Source organism: Phaeobacter sp. QD34_24, from assembly GCF_028890115.1.
In the GTDB taxonomy this organism is placed as follows: Bacteria; Pseudomonadota; Alphaproteobacteria; order Rhodobacterales; family Rhodobacteraceae; genus Phycobacter.
Window position 1 is genome coordinate 21,227 of record NZ_JARCJD010000020.1, and the last position, 26,181, is coordinate 47,407.

A 26,181-nucleotide genomic window follows, 5' to 3' on the forward strand; every position below is an offset into this window, starting at 1 on the left:
TAATAACCAAGTGGGCAATCAATACATGCCTATTCTATGCGAAATGGGCCCCCTTCCTGTCCAGTATTATGTCACCATGCCCAGGCAGCCGCAGCGCCATCGGTGTGATCGCACTGCGGCGGGCGGCACCGGTGATGATCAAAGTCGCCCTTTGAAAAGGCGGGGCGGAGAGGCGGGTTAAAACTTCTTCTGCGACTTGCCGCGATAGGTGCGGGTGCCTGCCTTGCCGGCGGTTGAGCGCCCCCGCGCCTTGGTCGCCTGTTCTGCGGCGGCCTCCACAGCGGATTGCCGGGCCAGGGGATCGTCCGACACAGCCAGATCCACGGCTTCGAGCCGTTTTATCTCGTCGCGCAGGCGGGCGGCTTCCTCGAATTCAAGGTTTTCGGCCGCCTTGCGCATGTCCTCGCGCAGACCATTCAGATGCGCCTCCAGGTTGGCGCCATGCATCGGCTTGTCGATATTGGCGGTGACCCGGTTCATGTCCACATCGCCCTGATAAAGCCCCGCCAGCACGTCCTCGACGTTCTTTTTCACCGTCTCGGGCGTGATCCCGTGTTCCTCGTTATAGGCGATCTGCTTGGCGCGGCGGCGCTCTGTCTCGTCGATGGCGCGCTCCATCGAGCCGGTGATGCGGTCGGCATACATGATTACCCGACCTTCAGCGTTACGCGCGGCGCGGCCGATGGTCTGGATCAGCGAGGTTTCCGAGCGCAGGAAACCTTCCTTGTCGGCATCCAGGATCGCGACCAGCCCGCATTCGGGAATGTCCAGGCCCTCGCGCAGCAGGTTGATGCCGATCAGCACGTCAAAGGCGCCAAGGCGCAGATCGCGCAGGATCTCGATCCGCTCCAGCGTGTCGATGTCACTGTGCATGTAGCGCACCTTGACGCCCTGTTCGTGCAGGTATTCGGTCAGATCCTCGGCCATGCGTTTGGTCAGCACGGTGCACAGCGTGCGAAAGCCATCCGCCGAAACCTTGCGGATCTCGTCCAGAAGATCGTCCACCTGCATGTCGACGGGGCGGATTTCGACCTTGGGGTCAAGTAGCCCCGTGGGGCGGATCACCTGTTCGGCAAAGACCCCGCCGGATTGCTCCATTTCCCAGGCCGCAGGCGTGGCCGAGACAAAGACCGACTGCGGGCGCATCGCGTCCCATTCCTCGAACTTGAGCGGCCGGTTGTCCATGCAGGAGGGCAGGCGGAAGCCATGTTCGGCCAGGGTGAACTTGCGCCTGTGGTCGCCCTTGTACATGCCGCCGATCTGCGGCACCGAGACATGGCTTTCATCGGCAAAGACGATGGCTTTGTCGGGGATGAATTCGAACAATGTGGGCGGCGGCTCACCCGGGGCACGCCCCGTCAGGTAGCGCGAATAGTTCTCGATGCCGTTGCAATGGCCGGTCGCCTCCAGCATTTCGATATCGAAATTGGTGCGCTGTTCCAGCCGCTGCGCCTCCAGCAGCTTGCCATCGCCGACCAGCTGATCCAGCCGCATCCGCAGCTCTTTCTTGATCTCGATAATCGCCTGGTTCAGCGTCGGTTTTGGCGTCACGTAGTGGGAATTCGCATAGACGCGGATCTGCTCGAAACTGCCGGTGCGCTCGCCGGTCAGGGGATCGAACTCGGTGATCGCCTCCAGTTCCTCGCCAAAGAACGACAGCTTCCAGGCGCGGTCCTCCAGGTGGGCGGGAAAGATCTCCAGCGTGTCGCCGCGCACCCGGAAGGAGCCGCGCTGAAACGCCTGATCGTTGCGCTTGTACTGCTGGGCGACCAGATCCGCCATGACCTGCCGCTGATCGTACATCTCTCCCACCTTCAGATCCTGGGTCATTGCCGAATAGGTTTCGACCGAGCCGATACCGTAGATGCAGGAGACCGAAGCGACGATGATCACATCGTCCCGCTCCAGAAGCGCCCGCGTGGCCGAGTGGCGCATGCGGTCGATCTGTTCGTTGATCTGGCTTTCCTTCTCGATATAGGTGTCGGAGCGCGGCACATAGGCTTCGGGCTGGTAGTAGTCGTAGAAGGACACGAAATACTCGACCGAGTTTTGCGGAAAGAAGCCCTTGAACTCGCCATAGAGCTGGGCCGCCAGCGTCTTGTTCGGGGCCAGGATGATGGCGGGGCGCTGGGTTTCCTCGATCACCTTGGCCATGGTGAAGGTCTTGCCGGTGCCGGTCGCGCCCAAGAGCACCTGGTTGCGTTCGCCCTCCAGCACGCCCTGGCTGAGTTCCGCAATCGCGGTGGGCTGATCGCCGGCCGGAGCGAATTCGGTCTGCATCACGAAGCTCTTGCCGCCTTCCAGTTTGGGCCGTTGCTCGGCCGCGCGTTCGGTCATCTTCGGCTGCGATTTGTCGGAATGGGCGTAGGGCATTTTCGCTCCTGTCTCTGGCGCGCTCACATTTGATCTCTTTTTGTTCTTTTTCAAGGGGGAAGTGGCACAAAACCACCCCCTGGGGCGCGCTGCAGCGCCCCGGCATTTCGTCTTGTCTCTAATCCAAAGCGAAAACGATCTTGCCGCAGCGCCCGGATCATCGCATATAGGCAGCATCGATTGAGTAGGGGACTACAATGCAAGCGCGTATTTACCGACCAGCGAGAAATGCCATGACCTCTGGCATGGCAAAGACCCGGAAATGGGTTCTGGAATTTGCTCCGGCCAGCGCGCGTGAAGTGGATCCTCTGATGGGGTGGACCTCCTCTGCGGACACCCAAAGCCAGGTGCGCCTGCGCTTTGACACCAAGGAAGAGGCGCTGGACTATGCCCGGGACCACGGTATTACCGCCGAGGTGATCGAACCCAAGCTGCGCAAGGCCAATATCCGCCCCGGTGGCTATGGCGACAATTTCGCAACCAATCGTCGCGGCCCCTGGACTCATTAAGCGGCCCCGGCGAGCGACAGGAATGCAGGATTTCCAGATCTCCCCAGCCCACCCCGGCGATCCCGATGCGGCTCACCTGATCCGCAGTCATGTGGAGCAGATGGCGGCACAATCTCCGAAGGAGAGTTGTCATGCGCTGGATGGCAATGGGCTGGACAGCCCTGCCGTCGCGTTTTTTCTGTTGCGCAATGGCTGTGCAGCCGTGGCCATGGGGGCGCTCAAGCGGCTGGACGATGCGGCCTTTGAGCTGAAGTCCATGCATACCTTGGTGGAGGTGCGTGGCAGCGGTGCGGGCCGTGCCATGCTGGAACATCTGATGGATCTGGCGCGCCACGATGGGGCGACCGATATCTATCTTGAAACCGGATCCACAGAGTATTTCAAGGCGGCGCGAAACCTGTATGAATCCTATGGGTTTGTCGAATGCGCGCCCTTTGGTGACTATGTCGAGGATCCCTGGTCGACCTTTATGCACCTGGATCTGCGCGCGGCGTCTTGACCCTCTGGATGCCGGTGTCGTAACTGGTCCCAGCGGTCCCTTAGCTCAACTGGATAGAGCAGCTGACTTCTAATCAGCAGGTTGAGGGTTCGAGTCCTTCAGGGATCGCCAATCGAGTTTCCCCTTCAGATAGACCGGTCAGTTAGACCTGGGTAACCAGCGCCCAAAGCGCCAGCACTGGGCTGGGGTTCATGATTTGGCAAGCATCGGGAATGCCTGCGGGTTCTTCATTGTTTTCAATGGAATAGATGGTCTTGGGAATTTTTTTGGTGGAAAGCGGTTAAAATGGCAAAACACCGCTTGACGATACCCGAGGCCTAGGAATATTACACCCCAACGTTCGGCAGCGATGCTGAACGGGCAGCGAGCGGTTGTAGCTCAGTTGGTTAGAGTACCGGCCTGTCACGCCGGGGGTCGCGGGTTCGAGCCCCGTCAACCGCGCCATTGCTGCCTGCCTGTTCCGGGCATTATCGGAACCCGCCCCGGAGGGGAGATGCCGAACGGCAGACAATGAGACCCATGCGCGGTTGTAGCTCAGTTGGTTAGAGTACCGGCCTGTCACGCCGGGGGTCGCGGGTTCGAGCCCCGTCAACCGCGCCACTCATTTGTCTGGCCCCGCTCTCTGCGGGTTTCTCTGAACAGGGACCTTCTCGGAAAGCCAAGTATTGGCCCATGCGCGGTTGTAGCTCAGCTGGTTAGAGTACCGGCCTGTCACGCCGGGGGTCGCGGGTTCGAGCCCCGTCAACCGCGCCACTTTCCTCATTCATTGATGAACGGGATCCTGTCATGGCACTGCTGGATAAAATAGACTGGCCGACGGCGATCATCGTTGCGCTGCTTCTCGGACTGGCGCCTTTTTTCCCTGAGCCGCATCTTTGGGAAAAGCTGAAGATGCTGTTTGCGGGTGACTTGCACCGCGCCCTGGACTGGTTCGACCTGTTGATGCACGGCGCGCCAATTGCGCTGCTGGTCTTGAAGGCCGTGCGCGCGCTACGCCTTCGCCAAGGATAAGGGGTCGGCAGGCCGCATGGATCCTGCGCCAAAGTTCCCGAGCACCACTGTTCCAGATCAATACTGTTTCAGATTTCAGAACGCCGGTTGCTCCTTCAGGAAGGTCAGCAGCGCCTCGGTCGTTTCAGCCGGGTATTGGTCGACAAAGAAATGCCCGCCCGGAATTGCGGCGCAGCGCATATCGGAAAGATGTGGCGCCCAGGTCGCCTCCACATCATAGTGTTTCGCCATGGCGCCCGTCGCCCCGTATAACACCAGGGCGGGGCAGTTGACCCTGCGATCCAGATCTGCGGCATCCAGGGCAAAATCCACATCGATGGCGGCGCGGTAGTCGTTGCACATGCTGTGGATCGTGGCCTTGTCACGCCAGCTTCTGCGGTAGGCTTCCAGCGCCTCTGGCGGGAAATCCTGAAGGCTGGCACCGCCCCAGCCCAGAAGGCAGCTTTCAAAGTAGCGGTCCGGATCCGCCTCGATCATCTCTTCGGGAAATGGCGCGGGCTGAGAAAGGAAAAACCAGTGATAATAGGCGCGGGCGACCTCCTGGCGCAGGTCGTTCAGCAGCAGATGCGTGGGAATGATGTCCAACAGGGTGAGGCTGGCAATGGCCTCCGGGTGGTCCAGCGTCATGCGATGCGCGGTACGGGCGCCGCGATCGTGGCCGACAAGGTGAAACCGGCTATGACCCAGCGCAGCCATCAGCGCCACCTGATCCTTGCCCATCTCGCGAAAACCCATGGCCTCCATTCCGTCAGGCTTGCTGCTCGCCCCGTAGCCGCGCAGATCGGCGGTGACCACGGTGAAACGGTCGGCCAGCCTCGGCGCCACCTCCTGCCACATGGCCTGTGTTTGCGGGAAACCGTGTAACAGCAGGACGGCAGGTCCGCTTCCCTGGCGTGAATAGGCAATGGTCTGACCATTGACCTGTGCCTGGCCGGTTTCGATCTTGGCGGTCATTGGCGTGTCTCCCGAGCTGGCCGGTTGGCCGTTTGCACCGTAGCGGTGGCGATTTGACGCGTCGGCAGCGCGCCGCAGGCGCGCTGCCGGGCCCAACGCGCCCGGGCCGAAGGCCCAGGGCGGGGCGGGAGGTCTCTCCCGTCAGGCCTTGGTCAGGGCGTCCAGCACCCGCGCCCAGGAGCGGATCCCCTTGTGGAAGCTCTTGAGGTCGTATTTCTCGTTCGGGGAATGGATTGCGTCATCCTCATTGGCAAAGCCGATCAGCATGGATTCCATGCCCAGGATCGACTTGAAGAAGCCCGCGATCGGGATCGACCCGCCCATGCCGCAGAACACCGCCTCGCGGTTCCATTCATCGCTGAGGGCGCCGCGCGCCGCGGTGAATTCAGGGCGCGAGATATCCATCACCGAGGCGCGCGAGCCTTCCAGATCGTTGTCCCAGATCACCTTGCAGTCGGGCTTCAGGCGCTCTTCCACGTGTTTGCGGATCTTGAGCCGCAGCGCATCGGGGTCCATGTCGCCCACCAGGCGGCAGGTGATCTTGCAATGCGCCTCGGAGGGGATCACGGTTTTCGATCCGGCGCCGTTGTAGCCGCCCCACAAGCCGTTTACCTCCAGCGTGGGGCGTGCCCATTGCTGCTCCAGGATGCTGCGGTCCTTTTCGCCATGGGCCTGCGTGTAGCCTGCATTGCCAAGGTAGTCTTCCGGGTCGAAACCGCAGCCGTCCCACTGGCGCAGCTGATCTTCGGGCACCTCGTTGACGCCCTCATAGAAGCCCTCGACGGCGATCTTGCCGCTCTCCTCGTCGTAGAAGGAGGCAACGATCCGGCTGATCTCGCGCAGGGGGTTGAGGCCCGGACCGCCGTAGTGGCCTGAATGCAGATCGATGCGCGGCCCCACCAGGGTGAACTCATCCTTCAACATGCCGCGCAGCTGCGATGCGATAGACGGCACGCCGCGCGATACCATGGAGGTGTCGCAGATCAGGGCGATCTCCGCTTTCAGCTCCTCGGCGTGCGCCTTCATGAAGGGCACAAGCGAAGGTGAGCCTGATTCCTCTTCGCCCTCGAAGAAGAAGGTGATGCGGCAGGGCAGGGAGCCGTGGATGGCCTTCCAGGCACGACAGGCCTCGACAAAGGTCATCAGCTGGCCCTTGTCGTCCGATGCGCCACGGCCGCGGATCACGGTGCCGTTATCGGTGTCTTCCAATTGCGGCTCAAACGGCGGCGTCTTCCACAGGTTCAGGGGATCGACGGGCTGCACGTCGTAGTGACCGTAGAACAGAACATGGGGCGCGTCCTGGTTTTCCTGACCCACATGGCCCACCACCATCGGATGACCCGGAGTCGCGCGTTTTTCGGCGGCAATACCGATGGAGTTGAGATCCGCCACCAGCCAATCGGCGGCCTTCTCGCACTCTGCCTTATAGGCAGGATCGGTCGAGATCGACTGGATGCGCAACAGCTCCAGCAGCCGGTCGGTGGCGGCCGAGACATCCGCATCGATACGGTCAAGCACTTCGTTCAAAGACATCTTTCACTCCAGAGGTTTCTTCGTTTTTTGGGACCGTAGCAGCGCCCAGCAAGGCGCACCAGTGGCCATCGCTCACCGAGAATTGAAGAGGTTTCCGATGATGTGCCGCTTGCGCCTTTGATGTCCAAGTGGTGGCAATTGGATGGAAAAAAGCAAGGCTCCCTCGGTTGCCCCTAGAGATCCTTAGGTTTATTTGACCTGCATCAATGTTGCGCAGGTCGCCTGTTGCGTAAGCAGTTGATCGAAACCGGCGTGTGAGGTAGTTATTCACGAACGTGAATGTGGGAGCCTCCCGCGCCAGCGCCTTTGCGCCAGACCTAAGCTATGGAGATGCCGGTGGATTATACCGCGAAACTCGACGCAGCGATTGAACGCCTCCACGAAGAGGGACGCTACCGCACCTTCATCGACATCGAGCGCAAGAACGGCCAGTTTCCCCATGCGGTCTGGACCCGTCCCGATGGGGAGCAACAGGATATCACCGTCTGGTGTGGCAACGACTACCTTGGCATGGGGCAGCATCCGGTTGTCCTGAATGCGATGCATGAGGCGATTGATGCTACGGGTGCGGGCTCTGGCGGCACCCGCAATATCTCGGGGACCACGGTCTATCACAAGCGGCTTGAGGCGGAGCTGGCGGATCTGCACCGCAAGGAGGCGGCACTGCTGTTCACCTCGGCCTATATCGCCAATGACGCGACGCTTTCGACGCTGCCCAAGCTGTTTCCCGGTCTGATCATCTATTCGGATGAGCTGAACCACGCCTCGATGATCGAAGGCGTGCGCCGCAATGGCGGTGCCAAGCGCGTCTTCCGTCACAACGACGTGGCGCATCTGCGCGAGCTGCTGCAAGCGGATGATCCCGAGGCGCCCAAGCTGATCGCCTTTGAATCGATCTATTCGATGGATGGCGATTTCGGTCCGATCGAGGAGATCTGCGATCTGGCGGATGAATTCGGCGCGCTGACCTATATCGACGAGGTGCATGCGGTCGGCATGTATGGTGCGCGTGGCGGTGGTGTCACCGAGCGGGACAACCTTGCCCATCGGATCGACATCATCAATGGCACCCTGGCCAAGGCATATGGCGTTATGGGGGGCTATATCGCCGCGTCCGAAAAGATGTGCGATGCAATCCGCTCTTATGCGCCGGGCTTCATCTTCACCACGTCCCTGGCACCTGCGGTGGCGGCGGGGGCGGCAGCCTCGGTTGCCTATCTGAAAACCGCGCCCGAGCTGCGCGAAAAGCATCAGGAACAGGCAAAGGTGCTGAAGCTGCGGCTCAAGGGGCTGGGTCTGCCGATCATCGATCACGGCAGTCACATCGTGCCCGTGATCGTGGGCGATCCGGTCCACACCAAGAAGTTGAGCGACATGCTGCTGTCGGAATACGGAATTTACGTCCAGCCGATCAACTTCCCCACCGTTCCGCGCGGCACCGAAAGACTGCGGTTTACGCCCTCTCCGGTGCATGGACCGCTGGAAATTGACGGTTTGGTGCAGGCAATGGACGGTTTGTGGTCGCATTGTGCGCTGAATCGTGCCGAATTGGCGGGCTAACGCACAGATCTGTGTTCAAAACTGTTGAGTGTGTTATCGTTTCATCAACGGATTGGTCTGGTTGAGTCGTTCGGGTGATTCGCCAGACGCGAAAATTCGGTTTCGGCAGGGACAGATGGGACGGCAGTAATGATTGGGCGCCTCACTCAGCGCAAACCCAAAGAGCAGGTTGAACCCTCTGCTCCCAAGGGGTTTGATGATTTCGAGCTTCGGCTTGGCGACATGATGCGCGGTGAACGGGCGACGATGGGGAAATCGCTTCTCGACGTCCAGCGCGAGCTGCGCATCAAGGCCTCCTACATTGCCGCCATCGAGAATTCCGATCCCTCCGTCTTTGACACCCCGGGCTTTATCGCAGGCTATGTGCGCTCCTATGCGCGCTACCTGAACATGGACCCCGAACAGGCCTTTGTGACCTTCTGCAAGGAAAGCGGCTTTACGGTGGCCCATGGCATGTCCGCCGAGGCCTCGGTGCGCAAGGCGCAGGCTGGCGGCAAGCCGACCGCAGCGGCGCAGCGGTCAATGGGCACAAGCCTTGGCGGCGATCCCTTCACCTCTCCGAACACGCCTTTTGCGCCCTCCGCGGGCAGTATCTTCAGCCATATCGAACTGCGTGCCGTCGGCTCCCTGATGGTGCTGGGCGCGCTGATCGGCGGCATTGGCTATGGCGGCTGGAGCATCCTCAAGGAGGTGCAGCAGGTGCAATTCGCGCCGGTCGATCAGACGCCGCTGGTGCTGGCCGATGTTGATCCGCTGGACGGTGCGCGCCTGAACCTGGCCGATGCGGCCAGCGATCCGGCGGCGGCGGCCCTGGACCGGCTATATCGTCCGCAGGCGCTGGATGTGCCGATCCTCGAAGCCCGCGATGCGCCGATCGCGACGCTGGATCCGCGCACCTATGGCAATTTTGCAGAACCCGAACTGCCCAGCGTGCAACTGGCCGAGGCGCGCCAGCCTGCCGATAGCAAGGGGCAGCAGCTTGAGGTCCCGCAGGTGGTGGAGCAGGTCGCGCAAGGCGCCGAGATCCTGGCGGTCCGCCCCGCTTGGGTTGAAGTCACATCGGCAGACGGCAGCGTGATCTTCGAAGGCATCATGGAACCGGGCGACAGCTTCAAGATTCCTCTGACCGAGGTGCCGCCGCAGCTGAAGACCGGTGAGAGCAGCGGCATCTATTTTGCGGTCAACGGTGCGCATTTCGGTCCGGTGGGCCAGCGGGGCCGGGTGACCAAGAATATCGATCTTTCCCCGGATGCGATTTCCACGCGCTTTGAGGTTGCCGATCTGGAAGATGACCGCAACCGGGCCCTGGCCTCGGTGGTGGCGCAGCTGCGTCTGGAAGGCGCACCTCAGGACTGACTTTCGTCGATTGAGCCCCATCCCGCCTGGAATGCCGGTCATTTCGGGTTATCTCTGCACGGGCCGCCATTGAAGCTGCCCGCCACAGGCCGTATCTAGCGGCTAAGCAGGAGCAGACCGGACGGACCCCATGTCTATGAACCACATCCGACCCTGGCGCCATATCGAGCGCCGCAAGAGCCGCCAGATCCATGTGGGCAATGTACCGATCGGGGGCGATGCGCCGATCGCGGTTCAGACCATGACCAATACGCTGACCACCGATGTGGCAGCGACCGTGGCACAGGTCCAGGCCGCCGCCGAGGCCGGGGCCGATCTGGTGCGGGTCTCGGTGCCGGATGAGGCTTCGTCAAAGGCGCTGAAGGAGATCGTGCGCGAAAGCCCGGTTCCCATCGTGGCCGATATCCATTTCCACTACAAACGCGGGATCGAGGCCGCCGAGGCCGGGGCGGCCTGCCTGCGGATCAACCCCGGCAATATCGGGGACGAGAAACGCGTCGCCGAGGTGATCCGCGCCGCGCGCGATCACAACTGTTCGATCCGCATCGGCGTCAATGCCGGTTCGCTGGAAAAGCACCTCTTGGACAAATACGGTGAACCCTGTCCCGAGGCGATGGTGGAAAGCGGATTGGATCATATCCGTATCCTGCAGGACCATGATTTCCACGAGTTCAAGATCTCGGTGAAGGCCTCGGATGTCTTCATGTCGGCAGCCGCCTATCAGCAGTTGGCCGAGGCCACCGATGCACCGATCCACCTTGGCATCACCGAGGCGGGCGGATTTGTCTCCGGCACCATCAAGTCCGCCATCGGCCTTGGGCAGCTGTTGTGGATGGGCATTGGCGATACCCTGCGCGTCAGCCTGTCGGCCGATCCGGTCGAAGAGGTGAAGGTCGGTTTCGAGATCCTGAAATCGCTCGGCCTGCGCCACCGGGGCGTCAATATCATCTCCTGCCCCTCCTGCGCGCGGCAGGGGTTCGACGTGATCAAGACGGTGGAAAAACTGGAAGAGCGCCTGGCCCATATCCATACGCCCATGAGCCTGTCGATCATCGGCTGCGTGGTGAATGGTCCGGGAGAAGCCTTGATGACCGATGTGGGGTTCACCGGCGGCGGGGCAGGCTCTGGAATGGTCTATCTGGCGGGCAAGGCCAGCCACAAGATGAGCAACGAGGCGATGGTCGAACACATCGTCGAACAGGTCGAACGCAAGGCCGCCGAGATCGAACGCGCAGCCTCCGAGGCTGAGGAGGCACAAGCGTCCTAGTGCGTGTCCCTTTCGGGCGGGTCCGCAAATCAAACGGGCCAGCATATACAAGTGGCTACAAATGAAACGGGGTGCCGATCGGCACCCCGTTTTGTATCGGCATAGAGTTCGCCGCCTGTACCTAGCTGCGGTTCTTGCGCACCTCGGCGGCGATGATCTCCATCTGATCCTTGGGCAGGTAGCCGCGCAGCAATTCGCCCCCCAGCACGAAGGTGGGCGTGCCCGAGATCGACAGTTGCTGGGCCAGGTCCCGCGTGCGGCGCAGCTCGGCGGTGACCTCGTCACTGTCCATCCGTGCCAGGATCGCCTCCGCGTCCAGGCCCAGCCCGTCGGCCAGTCGGCGCAGGGCCACTTCATTGGGTTCACCCTTCAGCCCCATCAGCGCCTTGTGCACATCCTCATAGGCGTCGCCGCCCGCGATCTGCTTGGTGGCCACCGCGAAACGGGACGACAGCACCGAGGCATCGCCCAGGATCGGGAACTCCTTGATCACCCAGCGGATATTGCCGTCCTCGGCCAGGAGTTCGGCCACTTCGGGAGCGGCCTTGCGGCAGTAGCCGCAGCGATAGTCCATGAATTCCACCAGGGTGATGTCGCCCTCGGGGTTGCCACCGACGAAGGAGTAGCCGTCGTTTTCCAATTCGGCGAGGTTCGCGGCGACCAGCGCCTGATCCCGCGCCGCCTCATCCGCAGCCTGTTGCTGCTCCAGAAGGTTCACCGCCTCCAGGATCACTTCGGGATTGGCCAGAAGGTAGGCGCGCACCTGCTCTCCAAAGGCGTCACGCTCGGCCGGGGTCATGGCCGACAGGTCCAGCGCCTGCGCCGGAGCGCCCAGCAGTGCCAGCGCGGTGGCAGCAGCGGCTGCCGCACGGGTAAGACGGATCATTATCTCTTCCTCTTCTCTCTTTTCTCATAGGCCAGCAGCACGTCCTGCGCCCGACGCCAGGCAGGCGATCCGGTGGGCAGAAGGGCTGTGGCACGTTTTGCGTGCAGGCCGGCATCATCCAGACGACCCTGTAGGGCATAGCGTTCGGCCGTGACAAGGGCTGCCATGCCGGTCTGTTTGGTCTGCGCATAGGCCTGGGCCATGTCCCGCAACAGCAGCGCATTTCGAAAATCGATGGCGCGGGAGGCTTCCAGCGTCTTGATCGCGGCCTTGGGCTGGCCCGCCGCCAGTTGCGCGCGGCCATGGCTTGCCAGGATCAGCGGATCGCGAGGCGCCAGAGAGACCGCTTGCTGATAACTGCTCAGCGCCTCTCCCCAGCGTCGGTTCTCCATCAGGATCTGCCCTTTGAGTTCCACATAGAAGGCATCCTTGGGGCGCAGGGCGATGGCACCGTTGATCGCCGCCAGGGCCTTGGCCTGGTCATTGCGTCGATGATAGGCGATGGCTTGGCGCATCAGGCGGATGTCCTTGTGGCTCTCCTCACCGGCGCGCCGCAGCGTCCATTTCGGAGCCCGGATAAAGGCCGAGAGCTTGCCGCGCAGACGGGCGTACCAATACTCCGCCTCCGGGTCGGGGCTCACCTTGCCGCCATGGCTGGCCACATAGGCCTCGGCGGCGCGAATTCGGTCGCGGGTCAGCGGGTGCGAGCGCATGTAGGGGTCCTGGTGACGCAGGCTCAGAAGTTCCTGCCCGGCAAAGATCCGGTGCAGGTCCAGCAGCCCCTTTGGATCGACCCCGGCGCGGCTGAGGTAGCCCGCCGCCGAGCGATCAGCCGAGGCCTCTTCGGCGCGGGTATGGGAGAGAAATCCGCGCAGGGCGGAACTTTGGGTGCCAATGGCAATGCCGGTCGCGGCTTCGCTGCCCGCCCCGGCGGCGGCGGCCAAAGCCGCAAGCGCCATGCCAAGGCCGGCGGCACTTCCGGCCGAACGCATGTTCTGCATCCGGCGCGCCAGGTGACCGTTGGCGATATGGGCGGCCTCATGGGCGATCACCGCCTGCAACATCTCGGGGCTGTCGGCCTTCAGGATCAGCCCGTAATGGATGAAGATCGTGCGGCTATCCAGGACGAAGGCGTTGTATCGGGAATCGTTGACGACCAGCACCTTCACCCGTTTCGAGTTGAGACCGGCCGCCTGCAGCACCGGTGCCGACAGGCGGCTCAGCGCCTGTTCCACATCGGCATCGCGCAACAGGGTGATCGACGCCGCCTGCACTGCCGTTGCCGCATAGGCCAGCAGGCAAAACACCAGAGCCGGGATTGACGCCAGCCGAGAGAAGCGGTCAAAAGTCATGCGCGCACCATGGGAGAACATCATGCGAAACTCAACCCGCTCGGCTGTGGATCCCTTCATTGTGATGGATGTGATGGAGGCAGCCCGCAAGGCTGAAGAGGCCGGACGCCACATCATCCACATGGAGGTGGGCCAGCCCTCGACCGGTGCGCCTAAGGCCGCGCAGGCCGCTTTGGTGCGCGCATTGGAGCAGGATGCGCTGGGCTATACCGTGGCCCTGGGCATTCCGGCGCTGCGGCAACGTATCGCGCGGATGTATGGCGAATGGTACGATGTGGATCTGAACCCCGAGCGCGTCGTGGTGACCTCTGGGTCCTCGGGGGCGTTCCTGCTGGCCTTTACCGCGCTATTTGACAGTGGTGACCGGGTCGGCATCGGCGCGCCCGGCTATCCTTCCTACCGGCAGATCCTGCATGCGCTGGGGCTGACCCCGGTGGACATCGAGACCGCGCCCGAACATCGTCTGCAACCGGTGCCCGGCGATCTGGCGGGGCTGGATCTGGCCGGGCTGATGGTGGCTTCGCCCGCCAACCCAACCGGCACCATGCTGGACCGCGCCGCCATGGGCGCCTTGATCGATGCAACGAACGACATCGGTGCGGCCTTTATCTCTGATGAGATCTATCACGGCATCGAATATGAAGCGAAAGCCGTCACCGCGCTGGAGCTGACCGATCAGGCCTATGTAATCAACTCCTTCTCCAAGTATTTCTCGATGACGGGATGGCGCGTGGGCTGGATGGTGGTGCCCGAGGATCACGTGCGCGTGGTCGAGCGCCTGGCCCAGAACATGTTCATCTGCGCGCCGCATGCCAGCCAGGTCGCCGCATTGGCCGCGATGGATTGCGAAGACGAACTTCAGGCCAACCTCGCGGTCTATGCCAAGAACCGCCAGTTGATGCTGGAGGGGCTTCCAAAGGCCGGTTTTACCAAGATCGCACCGCCGGATGGCGCCTTTTATGTCTATGCGGATGTGTCGGACCTGACCCAGGACAGCCGCGCCTTTGCCGCAGAGATCCTGGAGCAGGCAGGCGTCGCGGTTACCCCGGGGCTGGATTTTGATCCGGTGCGGGGAGCGACCACCTTGCGGTTCTCCTATGCGCGCTCGACCGCCGATATCGAAGAAGGGCTTTTGCGCCTGCGCCGTTTCATGGAGGATCGCTGATATGGTCGGCAAAGGGGCAGGGGTAGAATGACAGGCAGGATTCTGGCGCTGTGTGTGGCATTGATCTGGGGCAGTCTGCTGGCCGTCACCGCCACTGCACAAGGCTTTTCGGCGCTGGCGCGGGTGGATGCCGAGCGCAGCCTGATCCGTGATGCGGGGCAGGGGGCAAGGATCGAGTTGCATCTCAGCCAAGGCGTGCCCTACCGGATCTTCACGCTGGATGGGCCGCCCCGGCTTGTGCTGGATTTCCAGGAGGTTGACTGGGCTGGCCTGGACCAAGAGAGGCTTTTGCAGGGCGAGAACCTGCGCGCTGTGCATTTTGGCGCCTATGTGCCCGGCTGGTCGCGGATGGTTCTGGATCTTGGGCGCCCGATGCAGGTGGAAGCGGCCGAGATGGCCGTGGACCCGGTGACCGCCGCTGCGGTTCTGTCTCTGGACTTGCAGCGCAGCGATGCCGCGGCCTTTGCCGCCTCGGCCGGAGCGCCGAAGGATCGGCGCTGGGATCTTCCGGCGCCGGAGGCGCTGAACCCGGCAGCCCCGCGCGATGCCAATGCACCGCTGGTGGTGGTGCTGGATCCGGGCCATGGCGGCATTGACCCCGGAGCCCAGGTCGAAGGCGGGGTCGATGAAAAGAGCCTGATGCTGGAATTCGCTTTTGAGTTGGGCGAAATGCTGGTCCGATCCGGACAGTTCTCGGTGCAGCTTACTCGGGATGGCGATTATTTTGTTTCGCTAGAGCGCCGCATTGCCCTGGCGCATCAGGCGGGGGCGGATCTGTTCATCTCGTTGCACGCTGATTCCCTGTCGGAAGGCGGCGCCCATGGATCGACCGTCTATACCCTCTCCAAGGACGCCTCAGATGCGGCCTCGGCCAAGCTGGCAGAACGTCATGATCGCTCGGATCTGCTGGCGGGCACCGATCTGACTGCGGCGGATGATCTGGTCACGGATGTCTTGCTGGACCTGGCGCGCCAGGAAACCCAGCCGCGCAGCGAGGCGCTGGCCCGTTCGATCGTCGATGGGCTTCGCGCACAGGGCGGGCCGCTCAATCGCAGGCCCTTGCGCGCGGCCGGGTTTTCGGTGCTGAAATCGGCGGATACCCCCTCCGTGCTGGTCGAAATCGGCTTTCTGTCCAGTCAGCGGGATCTGAAGAACCTGCTGGATCCGGCCTGGCGAACCAAGGCCGCGCGAGGCATTCTGGCCGGGCTGATCGAATGGCGGATCCGGGATGAGGCACAAAGGCCGCTGGTCCGTCAGTAGCCTGCACAGGCGCCAAAAACAGGGAGACGGCGACCCCGGGAAGCAAGGGATCGGCCAGATTGGGCTGATCGGCGCTCCTGCTCTCGGTTCGCCTGTTTCCCGGATCGCGAATCCGCTATCATTGCGCCAAGGGGGCAGTGGTGGTTTTCCGCTTCCCGTTTTGACCCCGAAGCCAAGGCTGCCTATATAGGCGGAACCCCGCGAAAGAGGCCCTATCCGTGCTCAGGTTCATTCTATCCTTCTTTGGCTCCATCTTCAGCACCATCACCCTGGGTATTGCCATGGTGGCGCTGACGATTGGCGGAGTGTTCTGGATCTACGGCCAGGACCTGCCAAGCCATGAATCGCTGGCGCAGTACCAGCCGCCGACCATCAGCCGGATCTATTCGGGCGAGGGGCAGCTGATCGACGAATTCGCCCAGGAGCGCCGCCTGTTCACGCCATCGGATGAAATCCCGGTGCTGGTGAAACAGGCGTTTATCTCCGCCGAGGACAAGAATTTCTATTCCCACAAGGGATATGATGCCCGTGGTATCGCCGCCGCCGCCTATGAGGCGGTGCGCTCGCGCGGCTCCAACGTGCGCGGCGCCTCCACCATCACCCAGCAGGTGATGAAGAACTTCCTGCTGTCCGGCGACCGCAAGGCCGCGCGCAAGATCAAGGAGATCATCCTTGCCACCCGCCTGGAGGAGACGCTCTCCAAGGACAAGATCCTGGAGCTGTACCTGAACGAGATCTTCCTGGGCCAGAACTCCTATGGGGTGACGGCGGCGGCGCAGACCTATTTCAACAAGACCCTGGGTGAATTGGCCCCGCATGAGGCGGCCACATTGGCCTCCATGCCCAAGGCACCGTCGGATTATCACCCGGTGCGGCGCAAGGACCGCCTGCTGGCACGGCGTAACTATGTGCTGCGGGAGATGTTCGAGAACGGCTATATCTCGGAGGATGTCTACAAGCTGGAAGAGGCGCAGCCGCTGCGCTCGGTGCAGAACGGTGATTTCGAGAGTTTCCGCACCGCTCTGCCGCCGCGCGATTACTTCACCGATGAAATCCGCCGTCAGCTGAGCCAGGACTTTGGCGAGGGCGAGTTCTTTACCGGCGGTTTCACCGTGCGCGCCACCATCGACGAAGAGATGCAGACCGAAGCGGCCCTCGCCATGCGGCTGGGGCTGGAGAAATACGACCGTTCGCGCGGGATCTGGCAGGGCACAGGGGTGACCCTGTCCGAAGAGGATCTGGCCTCGGAGGCGGCCTGGCGTGCGGCCCTCGAGAATGCCGAGGTGCCCCGCGATATCGACCTTGGCGGCAAATGGCTGCCTGCCGTGGTGTTGGAGATCGCCGATCAGTCGCTGACCGTCGGGGTCGAGGGGGGTGCCGATCTGGGCCGCGTGCCGCGCGCCGACATCAAATGGATGAAGGGCAGCTTCAAGGACAACCTGACCCGCGGCGATGTGGTTCTGGTGCGCGCCGAGATGAAGGATGACGCCTTCAGCCACTGGTCTTTGCGCCAGGTGCCCGAGGTACAGGGCGGGTTTGTCGCCATGGATGTGAACACCGGCCGGGTTCTGGCCATGCAGGGGGGCTTCTCCTACCAGCATTCTGTGTTCAACCGCGCCACCCAGGCACAACGTCAGCCGGGGTCTAGTTTCAAGCCCTTCGTCTATGCCGCGGCGCTGGACAGCGGCTATAGTCCGGCAACCATCGTCGTGGACGCCCCGATCGAGATCGACACGCCGCAGGGGCTGTGGCGGCCCAAGAACTCCACCAATAAGTTCTACGGGCCCACCCCGCTGCGCACCGGCATCGAGATGAGCCGGAACCTGATGACCATCCGCCTGGCACAGGAAGTGGGGATGCCGGTGGTGGCGGGCTATGCGGAACGGTTCGGCGTCTATGACAATATGGGCACCTTCCTGGCAAACTCCCTGGGTGCCGAGGAGACCACGCTTTACAAGATGGTCGCGGCCTATGCGATGTTCGCCAATGGCGGCCAGCGGGTTCAGCCGACCCTGGTGGACCGGGTTCAAGACCGCTTTGGCAAGACGATCTACCGCCACGATGACCGCGATTGCGTGGATTGTTCCGTGGCCAACCTGCCCGAAGGGCGCAGCCCCCGCATCGTGGCCGATCGCGATCAGGTGATGGATCCGATCACTGCCTATCAGCTGACCTCGATGATGAAGGGTGTGGTGGATCGCGGCACCGCCTCCAGCGTGATCAAGCTGCCGGTCCCCGCGGCGGGCAAGACAGGCACCACCAATGATTCCCGCGATGTCTGGTTCGTGGGCTTCACCTCCAATATAGTCGCTGGCTGTTACATGGGCTTTGACCAGCCCCGCCCGATGGGGCGCGGTGCCTATGGCGGCACCATGTGCGGGCCTGTGTTTCAGCAGTTCATGACGAAGGCGGTCGAGAAATTCGGCGGCGGGCCCTTCACCGTGCCCGAGGGCGGTCATTTCATCAAGATCGACCGCTACACCGGCGCGCCGCTGCCCAATGATGCCTCGGGTGCGCATGTGGTGGCCGAGTATTTCCGCGATGGCGCCGAGCCGATCTTCGGCATGACCTTCGACGGCGGCTTTGCCATGGGATCGAACCTGCCTTTGCTGGAAGAGGTGCAGCAATCCGGGCGGCAGGTGACCACCTCCAGCGGTGGGACTGCGGTTCTTGGGCCCAAGGCCAGTTTCGGCACCATCAGTTCCGGTGGTCTTTACTGACAACAGGACCAAGACCAGAGAGGGCAGCCTCAGCCAGCAGGGGCGGCCCTGCAAGCCCTTGTTCTGCCTTTGGCAGTGAGCTATCACCCAGCTCTGAACGTGATGACAGGATGATCCCAAGATGCGCGCTGAAACCCAGAATATCGTGACTGAGATCGAGAAGTCCCTGGAGCTTCTCGCGCAGCGGCTGAATTGGGAAACCGCCGAGTTCCGCCTGGAGGAATTCAATGCCCGCGTGGAGGATCCGACCCTCTGGGATGATCCCGAAGCGGCGCAGAAGCTGATGCGCGAACGGCAGATGCTGGTTGATGCGATCAATACCTACAAGGGTATCAAGCAGGATCTGGCCGACAATATCGAGCTGATCGAACTTGGCGAGATGGAAGAGGATGCCGAGGTCGTCGCCGACGCCGAAGAGGCGCTGAAGGCGCTGAAGGTCACCGCCGCCGAGAAGGAGCTGGAAGCGCTTCTGGATGGCGAGGCGGACGGCAACGATACCTTCCTTGAGATCAACGCAGGTGCGGGCGGCACCGAAAGCTGCGACTGGGCGTCGATGCTGGCGCGCATGTATGTGCGCTGGGCGGAAAAGAAGGGCTACAAGGTCGAACTGCAGTCTGAAAGCGCGGGCGAAGAGGCAGGCATCAAATCCGCCTCCTACAAGATCTCCGGTCCCAATGCCTATGGCTGGCTGAAATCCGAAAGCGGCGTGCACCGGCTGGTGCGGATCTCGCCCTATGACTCGGCAGCGAAACGCCACACCTCGTTCAGTTCGGTCTGGGTCTACCCGGTGGTGGACGACAATATCTATATCGAGGTGAACCCGGCGGATATCCGTATCGATACCTATCGCTCCTCGGGCGCGGGCGGTCAGCACGTCAACACCACCGACTCGGCGGTGCGAATCACCCACCATCCCACCGGTATCGTGGTGACCAGCTCGGAGAAGTCCCAGCACCAGAACCGCGACATTGCCATGAAAGCGCTGAAATCGCGCCTCTACCAGCTGGAGCTGGACCGCCGCAACGCGGCCATCAACGAGGCGCATGAGAACAAGGGCGACGCGGGCTGGGGCAACCAGATCCGCTCCTACGTCCTGCAGCCCTATCAGATGGTGAAGGATCTGCGCACCGGCCATGAGACCTCTGACACCAAGGGCGTGTTGGACGGGGATCTCGATGGCTTCATGGCGGCGACCCTGGCCATGGATGTCTCCGGCAAGAGCCGCGCGGACGCGCAAGCCGAGTAATGCGGCCGCGCTTGCGGGCGACATGAGGCCGGGGCAAGTCTCGGCTTTCTTTTGCAAAACTCTGCCGCTAGGCTCTGTTCTAACCAGGAACGGAGCCTTGCCGCCATGCCCCAAGACAGCCTTCAATACTGTTCGGCCAGTGATCTTCTGGCGCAATTGCGCGAGGGCAGCCTGACGGCTGAGGCGCTGATGGAGCGCACCCTGGCGCGTATCGCGGCGGTGAACCCGGATCTCAATGCCATCGTGGCGCTCAGGCCCGCTGAAGAGCTGATGGAGGAGGCCCGCAAGGCCGATGCCATGCGCGCGGCCCATGTGCCGCTGGGCCCGCTGCATGGTCTGCCGATGGCGGTGAAGGATCTGGCCAACGTGAAAGGCATCGCCTCGACCCAGGGCTCGCCGCTCATGAAGGATTTTGTCCCGACAGAGGATGAGCTGTTCGTCTCCCGCCTGCGGGCGGCGGGGGCGATCCTGATCGGCAAGACCAATACGCCGGAATTCGGGCTGGGCTCGCACACCTTCAACCCGGTCTATGGCGCGACGCGCAATCCCTTTGACGGGGGGCGCACCTGTGGCGGCTCTTCTGGCGGGGCGGCCGTTGCCCTGGCTGCCGATATGGTGGCGCTGGCCGATGGCTCCGACATGATGGGATCGCTGCGCAACCCGGCGGGCTGGAACAATGTCTACGGTTTTCGCCCCACCTGGGGCTGGGTGCCCTCTGACCCCAAGGGCGATCTGTTTATGCATCCGCTATCGACCCTTGGCCCCATGGCGCGCAGCCCCGAGGATATCGGGCTGCTCCTTGACGTGATGGCCGGGCCGGATCCGCGCCAGCCATTGGCCTCGGGCGGGGCGCCGGTTATGCCGCTGCCGGAACCGGACCCAATGCGGATCGGTTGGCTTGGCGATTGGGGCGGCGCTTTCCCGATGGAGGACGGCATTCTGGACACCTGCGAAGCTGCGCTGAAGACCTTCGCGGATCTCGGCCATAGCGTCGAAGCCGTGGCGCCGCCGTTTCCGGCCGAAAAGATCTGGGAGTCCTGGATCACCCTGCGGTCCTTTGCGGTGGCTGCGGGCCTGCGCGTGTTTGAAGGCCGCAAGGAGCATCTGAAGGACACCGCCATCTGGGAGCTGGAGCGCGGGTTTGCCATGACCGCGCAGCAGGTGCAGGAGGCGTCGGATCTGCGCTCGGACTGGCAGCGCGCGGCGATACGGCTGTTTTCGGACTATGACGCGCTGATCCTGCCCACGGCACAGTGCTGGCCCTTCCCCGTCGAGATCGATTACCCGCGCGAGATCGCAGGGGTGCAGATGGATACCTATCATCGCTGGATGCAGGTCGTGCTGCCGGTCAGCCTGTTGGGGCTGCCCTGCCTGGCCGTACCGGCAGGGTTCGGGGAGGCGGGCCTGCCCATGGGCCTGCAGATCTTTGGCGCCCAGGGACAGGACCAGACCCTTCTGGCCCTGGGGCAACAGTATCACGGGGCCACGCATTGGCCTCAGAAAGCGCCTCCGCCGGGGTGAGGAGAGACCCGGGAGGAGGAGAGACGTTTCGGGGAGGGAACGGATCCATGACAGAAAAGGCCTTTGGCGTACCGGAGCTGCAACCCATGCGCGCAGAGATCCTGCGCGATGCGCTGAAATGCGGCTGGAAGGATTTCCTGGCGCGTCCCGGCTACGGGCTGTTCTTTGCCGGCTTTTACGTTGTGGCGGGCTGGGCGATGACCTGGATCACGCTTGCGACCGGCACCACCTTCTGGATGGTTCTGGCCGCCATTGGGTTCCCGCTGATCGGTCCCTTTGCCGCCGTGGGTCTTTACGAGGTGTCGCATCGGCTCGAGCAGGGCGAGGAGATGGACGCGCGCGCCATTCTGGGCGTGGTCCTGCAGCAAAGCCGCCGTCAGCTGCCCTCGATCTGCGCCATCATTATCGTGGTCTTCCTGTTCTGGTTCTTTCTGGGGCACATGATCTTTGCCCTGTTCCTGGGGCTTTCCACCATGACCAATATCTCCAGCTCGCTGGATGTCTTCCTGACGGTTCAAGGGCTCAGCATGCTGGGTGTCGGCACCGTGGTGGGGGCGCTGTTTGCGCTGCTTCTTTACATGATCACCGTGATTGCGCTGCCCCTGCTGCTGGATCGCGAGGTGGATTTTGTCACCGCGATGATCACCAGCTTCACCTATGTGCAGCAGAACTTCGTTGCGATGATGATCTGGGCGGCGGTGATCGCCATTCTCACCTTTGCGGCGATGCTGCCCGGTTTCCTCGGGCTGCTGCTGGTGCTGCCGCTATTGGGACATGCGACCTGGCATATCTACCGCTTGATCGCCCATCATTAACGGGGCAGGTTCTCGGGCGATCAGTTGAACCGCTCCTTGGTCCGCAACAGCCTGCGGTGATAGGGCAGCAGCTGGTCTTCGCTCACAAAGCCGGTGCCGCGTGCCGCTGAGATGGCCGGAGCCAGATCCCGCCCAAGGTATTCATAGACCATGCGGGTGACGCGTTCGTCGCCGCCTTCGCGCACGGTGCGGGCGACGTAGCCGACCCAGAAATTGTTCTCCAACGAGGCCACCCGGGCCAGGTAGTTGAAGGAGTAGGCCATCGACCGGCGCCGCGAAATCAGGAAGGCGACGCCATCCTCGTGGCAGCTGACGACACCGCGGAACTCGCGCGAGGCGGGATCTTCCGGCAGCCCCTGATGGCGCATGGCCTCCTTGGCTTCGAACCCCTTGATATAGGTTTCGCCGCTTTCCCCGCGGAAGACCTGCACCAGACCGACCACGAAACTGTCGGCATTGATAAAGCTGCGGCGGGTGAACCGATAGAAGCCGGAGGCAAAAAGCTGTTCGCTGAGGTTCTGGAACCCATGGCCGAGGAAGTCTGCCAGAAACGGTCCGGTGAGGATCTTGCCTTGCTTGCCAAGTGTGTCGACAGGCTCCAGCAGAATGCGCGCATCCACGTCAAAGAAGCAGCAGATCCGATCCAGGACGTCCGGACGCGGGAAACTTTCGCCGGACATGTAGCGATTGAACTGCGTCCGATTGATGCCAAGGCGCCGCGACAGTTCCGAGATCGAGGGGTATTGCAGCGCCAGATGACGCAGGTTGGCGCCAAACATATCGCGCAATTCGGCGGGTGACCGGGATTGTCGTGTCCCGTTCCGCGTGTTTCCGGTGGCAGATGTTGCCATTGCTCGATCCTCTGACGACAGAAATGACCTGTCTTCTAAATAGCTTTTGGATGCTTGCTGCTGTTTCGCGTCAAGTGTGGTTCGATATGACGTCAGATGATCACGCTAACTGACACAAATTGCAAGAGGTCGACGCAGTATTTGCCATGTTGGCACACCGTCAATTGCCGCAAAATTGAGCGATAAACGAACGAGGCCTGCACGATGATTGGATATGTACTTTGGAGCGATGTCAGTGGAGACAAGGCCATCATCTGGTGCGAAGATCAGGGCGATCTCGCTTATTTTCATGGAAAACCTGAAGCTTCGCAGGCTGCTGTCTGCAAGGGAGACTGGATCCAGTTCGATCTGACCCAAAAGGGAAACATGCGCCTGGCGGCCAATGCGCGTGTGCTGGATGGCGAAGGCGTCCCGGATCTTGCCGAGGAGTTGATCAAGGCGGTGTCGTCGGGGGCGCGGCAGGTCGATGGTACGGGCAGTACTGCCATGGGCAGCAATGTGATTCCCTTCCCCCTTCCGGCAAACAGGAGCAAGACGATCCGTTACGGCTGATGGGCCGCGCACTGGGGTCTATGGCGTGTTTGGCCCGGGGGGCGTCGCACCCGGAGTGACACTGAGGCAGGGGTGATACCAGGCCACGGGTGATGCAGTCTAGAAAAAGGGCCGACCCGGGTGGGCGGCCCTTTTTGTGTTCTTGTCTGTTTTGCTTGCCCGCTCAGCACTGCAGGCTGCATGGGACCGGCGGTCAGCTGCCCCGCAGCAGAGCTGCAACGCCCGTGCGTGCAATCTCTGCCAGCCCAAGCGGACGCATCAGCTCGGCAAAGGCATCGATTTTTTCCGGCGCGCCGGTGATCTCGAAGATGAAGCTTTCCAGGGTGCTATCCACCACATTGGCGCGGAAGATATCCGCCAGGCGCAGCGCCTCGACCCGCTTGTCGCCGTCGCTCACCACCTTGAGGATGGCCAGTTCGCGTTCGACCGAGGGGCCTTCGACGGTCAGATCGTGGACCTCGCGCACGGAAATGATACGGCCCAGCTGCGCCTTGATCTGTTCGATCACCTGTGGCGTGCCGGTGGTGACAACGGTGATGCGGCTGAGGTGACCGGTGTGATCCACCTCGGCCACGGTCAGGCTTTCGATATTGTAGCCACGCCCCGAGAACAGGCCGATGACACGGGCCAGAACGCCCGGTTCGTTTTCAACCAGTAGCGCCAGGGTGTGGCGTTCCTGCACGTCGGAAAACGTGGGGCGCAGGTTATACGCCGAATGTTTGGAGGCGCCTTTTTTGATGTGTAGGGCAGACATGGGATTGTCCTTTTTCCTATCGGTCCGCGGCTCAGTCGTCGAACCCGTCAATTTCGTGAAAGGGGGCAGTGTGGATCAGACCAGCACCGCGCCACCAGCCTGAATGGCGCCCTGGGTCTCGGCGTCGCCCAGCAGCATTTCGTTATGGGGTTTGCCCGAGGGGATCATCGGGAAGCAGTTCTCGTGCTTCTCAACCAGGCAGTCAAAGACCACCGGACCGTCGTGGTTGATCATCTCCATGATGGCATCGTCCAGATCCTTGGGATCGGTGCAGAGGATGCCCTTGGCGCCAAAGGCCTCGGCGAGCTTCACGAAATCGGGCAGCGCTTCGGACCACGAATGACTGTAGCGTTCGCCATGCAGCAGCTCCTGCCACTGGCGTACCATGCCCAGGCGTTCGTTGTTGAGGATGAACTGTTTCACCGGCAGGCGGTATTGTGCTGCGGTGCCCAGCTCCTGCATGTTCATCAGCCATGACGCCTCGCCGGCGACGTTGATCACCAGCGCATCCGGATGTGCCATCTGAACGCCGATGGAGGCCGGGAAGCCATAGCCCATGGTGCCAAGCCCGCCCGAGGTCATCCAGCGGTTGGGATCCTCAAAGCCGAGGAACTGCGCGGCCCACATCTGGTGCTGGCCCACCTCGGTGCAGACATAGCGGTCGTGGCCCTTGGTCAGCTCTTCGAGGCGCTGCAGGGCATATTGCGGCTTGATGGTGCCTTCGGAGGGTTTGTAGGCAAGGCAGTTCACCTTGCGCCAATCGGCGATCTTGGCCTGCCATTTGGCCAGCGCTTCCTTGTTGGTCTTGCGGCCGCGCGCCTTCCAGACCTTCAGAAGGTCTTCCAGCACATGGCCCACATCACCCACGATCGGGATGTCCACGCGGATCACCTTGTTGATCGAGGAGGGGTCGATATCGATGTGCGCCTTCAGGGATTTGGGGCTGAAGGCATCGATGCGGCCGGTGATCCGGTCATCGAACCGCGCGCCGATGTTGATCATCAGATCGCAGTCGTGCATCGCCATATTGGCCTCGTAAAGACCATGCATGCCCAGCATGCCCAGCCAGTTTTCGCCCGAGGCCGGATAGGCGCCCAGCCCCATCAAGGTGGAGGTCACCGGGAAGCCGGTTGCATCCACGAGTTCGCGCAGCAGCTGGCTGGCGCCGGGGCCGGAGTTGATGACGCCGCCACCAGTATAAAACACCGGGCGTTTGGCGGTTTCCATGGCGGCGACCAGCTCGGTGATCTCCTCCATGTCGCCCTTCACGGGCGGCTGGTAGTGCGAGGCGGCAGGCTTCGGCCCGCTATAGGGGCCGGTTGCAAACTGCACGTCCTTGGGGATGTCGATCAGAACCGGGCCGGGGCGGCCGGAGGTTGCCACGTGGAAGGCTTCATGCAGGGTCCCCGCGAGCTTGTCGGTGTCTTTCACCAGCCAGTTATGCTTGGTGCAGGGGCGGGTGATGCCGACGGTATCTGCCTCCTGAAAGGCGTCCGAGCCGATCATGAAGGTGGGTACCTGGCCGGTCAGAACCACCAGCGGAATGGAATCGAGCAGCGCATCCGTCAGGCCGGTCACCGCATTGGTGGCGCCGGGGCCCGAGGTCACCAGCACAACGCCGGGCTTCCCGGTCGAACGCGCATAGCCTTCGGCGGCATGTACCGCGCCTTGCTCGTGGCGGACCAGAATGTGCCGAATATCGTTCTGCAGGAAGATTTCGTCATAGATCGGAAGCACGGCGCCACCGGGGTATCCGAATACCGTGTCCACACCCTGATCCTTCAGAGCCTGGACAACCATTTTTGCGCCGGTCATTTCACGTTTCATCTGCTTTTGCTCCAGTTGGCGGCAACGTCCATTCCGCATAAAAAAAGCCCCCGATTTTCTGGTCGGAGGCGCATGGGTCAGATTATGGTCTACCGTTACCGGCCCATGCGCTTGGTTCCTACAATGACGACTAGGGAAGTCATTTGCCGTGAGGCTCCTCTTTTGCGTTG

21 protein-coding genes and 4 tRNA genes are annotated in these 26,181 nt (G+C 62.2%); 17 read left to right on the forward strand and 8 right to left on the reverse strand.

The annotated features are described in order from the left end of the window. Positions 1-177: 177 nt before the first annotated feature. A complete protein-coding gene (uvrB, locus tag PXK07_RS15320; RefSeq protein ID WP_274849218.1) occupies positions 178-2,373 on the reverse strand; it encodes an excinuclease ABC subunit UvrB in 2,196 nt (731 codons plus the stop codon). Positions 2,374-2,570: 197 nt separating this feature from the next. Here uvrB and PXK07_RS15325 point away from each other — a divergent pair, with 197 nt between their 5' ends. The 7 genes from PXK07_RS15325 (at position 2,571) to PXK07_RS15355 (ending at position 4,392) form a co-directional block, all read left to right on the forward strand. Beyond that, positions 2,571-2,882 (forward strand): ETC complex I subunit, encoded by a 312-nt coding sequence (locus PXK07_RS15325; protein ID WP_274849219.1) that lies wholly within the window; start codon positions 2,571-2,573, stop codon positions 2,880-2,882. A gap of 22 nt (positions 2,883-2,904) precedes the next feature. Then, positions 2,905-3,381, forward strand: coding sequence for a GNAT family N-acetyltransferase (locus PXK07_RS15330; RefSeq protein WP_274849220.1), 477 nt, complete (start codon positions 2,905-2,907; stop codon positions 3,379-3,381). Positions 3,382-3,415: 34 nt separating this feature from the next. Then, a tRNA-Arg gene (locus PXK07_RS15335) sits at positions 3,416-3,492 on the forward strand. A 256-nt stretch (positions 3,493-3,748) separates the two neighbouring features. Continuing rightward, positions 3,749-3,825: transfer RNA gene (locus tag PXK07_RS15340), tRNA-Asp, on the forward strand. A gap of 79 nt (positions 3,826-3,904) precedes the next feature. Continuing rightward, positions 3,905-3,981 (forward strand) — tRNA-Asp (locus PXK07_RS15345). A gap of 76 nt (positions 3,982-4,057) precedes the next feature. After that, positions 4,058-4,134 (forward strand) — tRNA-Asp (locus PXK07_RS15350). A 33-nt stretch (positions 4,135-4,167) separates the two neighbouring features. Beyond that, positions 4,168-4,392: an RND transporter gene (locus tag PXK07_RS15355; RefSeq protein ID WP_274849221.1), complete on the forward strand. Its 225-nt coding sequence runs from the start codon at positions 4,168-4,170 to the stop codon at positions 4,390-4,392. Between the two features lie 75 nt (positions 4,393-4,467). Here PXK07_RS15355 and PXK07_RS15360 read toward each other — a convergent pair whose 3' ends face one another. Next, positions 4,468-5,346: an alpha/beta fold hydrolase gene (locus PXK07_RS15360; protein WP_274849222.1), complete on the reverse strand. Its 879-nt coding sequence runs from the start codon at positions 5,344-5,346 to the stop codon at positions 4,468-4,470. Positions 5,347-5,487: 141 nt separating this feature from the next. Beyond that, positions 5,488-6,879, reverse strand: a complete 1,392-nt coding sequence (locus PXK07_RS15365) for a M20/M25/M40 family metallo-hydrolase (RefSeq protein WP_274849223.1) — start codon at positions 6,877-6,879, stop codon at positions 5,488-5,490. Positions 6,880-7,215: 336 nt separating this feature from the next. Here PXK07_RS15365 and hemA point away from each other — a divergent pair, with 336 nt between their 5' ends. The 3 genes from hemA (at position 7,216) to ispG (ending at position 11,062) form a co-directional block, all read left to right on the forward strand. Beyond that, entirely contained in the window at positions 7,216-8,439 is a 1,224-nt protein-coding gene (hemA, locus tag PXK07_RS15370; RefSeq protein WP_274849224.1) for a 5-aminolevulinate synthase, read from the forward strand. 129 nt (positions 8,440-8,568) lie between these two features. Beyond that, positions 8,569-9,795 carry a helix-turn-helix domain-containing protein gene (locus PXK07_RS15375; RefSeq protein WP_274849225.1) on the forward strand — a complete coding sequence of 409 codons (1,227 nt, stop codon included), beginning with the start codon at positions 8,569-8,571 and terminating at the stop codon, positions 9,793-9,795. 130 nt (positions 9,796-9,925) lie between these two features. Beyond that, positions 9,926-11,062 carry a flavodoxin-dependent (E)-4-hydroxy-3-methylbut-2-enyl-diphosphate synthase gene (ispG, locus tag PXK07_RS15380; protein WP_274849226.1) on the forward strand — a complete coding sequence of 379 codons (1,137 nt, stop codon included), beginning with the start codon at positions 9,926-9,928 and terminating at the stop codon, positions 11,060-11,062. Positions 11,063-11,183: 121 nt separating this feature from the next. On the opposite strand, the gene PXK07_RS15385 is transcribed toward ispG, so the two are convergent. Beyond that, complete coding sequence (locus PXK07_RS15385) at positions 11,184-11,948, reverse strand: DsbA family protein (RefSeq protein ID WP_274849227.1); 765 nt, start codon at positions 11,946-11,948, stop codon at positions 11,184-11,186. Continuing rightward, on the reverse strand, positions 11,948-13,324 hold the full coding sequence (locus PXK07_RS15390; protein ID WP_274849228.1) for a M48 family metalloprotease: 1,377 nt from the start codon (positions 13,322-13,324) through the stop codon (positions 11,948-11,950). Before PXK07_RS15390 ends, PXK07_RS15385 begins: the two co-directional genes overlap by 1 nt. On the opposite strand from PXK07_RS15390, the gene PXK07_RS15395 reads away from it, so the two are divergent. The 6 genes from PXK07_RS15395 (at position 13,323) to PXK07_RS15420 (ending at position 22,027) form a co-directional block, all read left to right on the forward strand. Beyond that, positions 13,323-14,465 carry a pyridoxal phosphate-dependent aminotransferase gene (locus PXK07_RS15395; protein ID WP_274849229.1) on the forward strand — a complete coding sequence of 381 codons (1,143 nt, stop codon included), beginning with the start codon at positions 13,323-13,325 and terminating at the stop codon, positions 14,463-14,465. The two genes, PXK07_RS15390 and PXK07_RS15395, sit on opposite strands and share 2 nt — an antisense overlap. 27 nt (positions 14,466-14,492) lie before the next feature. Continuing rightward, entirely contained in the window at positions 14,493-15,725 is a 1,233-nt protein-coding gene (locus PXK07_RS15400; RefSeq protein WP_274849230.1) for an N-acetylmuramoyl-L-alanine amidase, read from the forward strand. Between the two features lie 218 nt (positions 15,726-15,943). After that, positions 15,944-18,445: a penicillin-binding protein 1A gene (locus PXK07_RS15405; protein WP_274849231.1), complete on the forward strand. Its 2,502-nt coding sequence runs from the start codon at positions 15,944-15,946 to the stop codon at positions 18,443-18,445. A gap of 121 nt (positions 18,446-18,566) precedes the next feature. Continuing rightward, on the forward strand, positions 18,567-19,691 hold the full coding sequence (gene prfB / locus PXK07_RS15410) for a peptide chain release factor 2 (RefSeq protein ID WP_274849232.1): 1,125 nt from the start codon (positions 18,567-18,569) through the stop codon (positions 19,689-19,691). A 105-nt stretch (positions 19,692-19,796) separates the two neighbouring features. After that, positions 19,797-21,212, forward strand: coding sequence for an amidase (locus PXK07_RS15415; RefSeq protein WP_274849233.1), 1,416 nt, complete (start codon positions 19,797-19,799; stop codon positions 21,210-21,212). A 47-nt stretch (positions 21,213-21,259) separates the two neighbouring features. After that, positions 21,260-22,027 carry a DUF2189 domain-containing protein gene (locus PXK07_RS15420; protein WP_274849234.1) on the forward strand — a complete coding sequence of 256 codons (768 nt, stop codon included), beginning with the start codon at positions 21,260-21,262 and terminating at the stop codon, positions 22,025-22,027. A gap of 20 nt (positions 22,028-22,047) precedes the next feature. Here PXK07_RS15420 and PXK07_RS15425 read toward each other — a convergent pair whose 3' ends face one another. Further along, entirely contained in the window at positions 22,048-22,806 is a 759-nt protein-coding gene (locus tag PXK07_RS15425) for a helix-turn-helix domain-containing protein (RefSeq protein ID WP_274849253.1), read from the reverse strand. 276 nt (positions 22,807-23,082) lie between these two features. Between PXK07_RS15425 and PXK07_RS15430 the strand changes: the two genes are divergently transcribed. Continuing rightward, positions 23,083-23,430, forward strand: coding sequence for a hypothetical protein (locus tag PXK07_RS15430; RefSeq protein WP_274849236.1), 348 nt, complete (start codon positions 23,083-23,085; stop codon positions 23,428-23,430). Positions 23,431-23,623: 193 nt separating this feature from the next. Here PXK07_RS15430 and ilvN read toward each other — a convergent pair whose 3' ends face one another. Together ilvN and PXK07_RS15440 are read right to left on the reverse strand one after the other, a co-directional pair. Beyond that, entirely contained in the window at positions 23,624-24,184 is a 561-nt protein-coding gene (ilvN, locus tag PXK07_RS15435; RefSeq protein WP_274849237.1) for an acetolactate synthase small subunit, read from the reverse strand. Positions 24,185-24,259: 75 nt separating this feature from the next. After that, positions 24,260-26,011: an acetolactate synthase 3 large subunit gene (locus PXK07_RS15440; RefSeq protein WP_274849238.1), complete on the reverse strand. Its 1,752-nt coding sequence runs from the start codon at positions 26,009-26,011 to the stop codon at positions 24,260-24,262. Positions 26,012-26,181 lie beyond the last annotated feature (170 nt).

Bases quoted from the DNA above. Each gene is read 5' to 3' on its own strand.
- uvrB (WP_274849218.1), bottom strand. From the start codon at position 2,373: ATGCCCTACGCCCATTCCGACAAATCGCAGCCGAAGATGACCGAACGC.
- PXK07_RS15325 (WP_274849219.1), top strand. From the start codon at position 2,571: ATGCAAGCGCGTATTTACCGACCAGCGAGAAATGCCATGACCTCTGGC.
- PXK07_RS15330 (WP_274849220.1), top strand. From the start codon at position 2,905: ATGCAGGATTTCCAGATCTCCCCAGCCCACCCCGGCGATCCCGATGCG.
- PXK07_RS15355 (WP_274849221.1), top strand. From the start codon at position 4,168: ATGGCACTGCTGGATAAAATAGACTGGCCGACGGCGATCATCGTTGCG.
- PXK07_RS15360 (WP_274849222.1), bottom strand. From the start codon at position 5,346: ATGACCGCCAAGATCGAAACCGGCCAGGCACAGGTCAATGGTCAGACC.
- PXK07_RS15365 (WP_274849223.1), bottom strand. From the start codon at position 6,879: ATGTCTTTGAACGAAGTGCTTGACCGTATCGATGCGGATGTCTCGGCC.
- PXK07_RS15375 (WP_274849225.1), top strand. From the start codon at position 8,569: ATGATTGGGCGCCTCACTCAGCGCAAACCCAAAGAGCAGGTTGAACCC.
- ispG (WP_274849226.1), top strand. From the start codon at position 9,926: ATGTCTATGAACCACATCCGACCCTGGCGCCATATCGAGCGCCGCAAG.
- PXK07_RS15385 (WP_274849227.1), bottom strand. From the start codon at position 11,948: ATGATCCGTCTTACCCGTGCGGCAGCCGCTGCTGCCACCGCGCTGGCA.
- PXK07_RS15395 (WP_274849229.1), top strand. From the start codon at position 13,323: ATGCGAAACTCAACCCGCTCGGCTGTGGATCCCTTCATTGTGATGGAT.
- PXK07_RS15390 (WP_274849228.1), bottom strand. From the start codon at position 13,324: ATGATGTTCTCCCATGGTGCGCGCATGACTTTTGACCGCTTCTCTCGG.
- PXK07_RS15400 (WP_274849230.1), top strand. From the start codon at position 14,493: ATGACAGGCAGGATTCTGGCGCTGTGTGTGGCATTGATCTGGGGCAGT.
- prfB (WP_274849232.1), top strand. From the start codon at position 18,567: ATGCGCGCTGAAACCCAGAATATCGTGACTGAGATCGAGAAGTCCCTG.
- PXK07_RS15415 (WP_274849233.1), top strand. From the start codon at position 19,797: ATGCCCCAAGACAGCCTTCAATACTGTTCGGCCAGTGATCTTCTGGCG.
- PXK07_RS15420 (WP_274849234.1), top strand. From the start codon at position 21,260: ATGACAGAAAAGGCCTTTGGCGTACCGGAGCTGCAACCCATGCGCGCA.
- PXK07_RS15425 (WP_274849253.1), bottom strand. From the start codon at position 22,806: ATGTTTGGCGCCAACCTGCGTCATCTGGCGCTGCAATACCCCTCGATC.
- PXK07_RS15430 (WP_274849236.1), top strand. From the start codon at position 23,083: ATGATTGGATATGTACTTTGGAGCGATGTCAGTGGAGACAAGGCCATC.
- ilvN (WP_274849237.1), bottom strand. From the start codon at position 24,184: ATGTCTGCCCTACACATCAAAAAAGGCGCCTCCAAACATTCGGCGTAT.
- PXK07_RS15440 (WP_274849238.1), bottom strand. From the start codon at position 26,011: ATGAAACGTGAAATGACCGGCGCAAAAATGGTTGTCCAGGCTCTGAAG.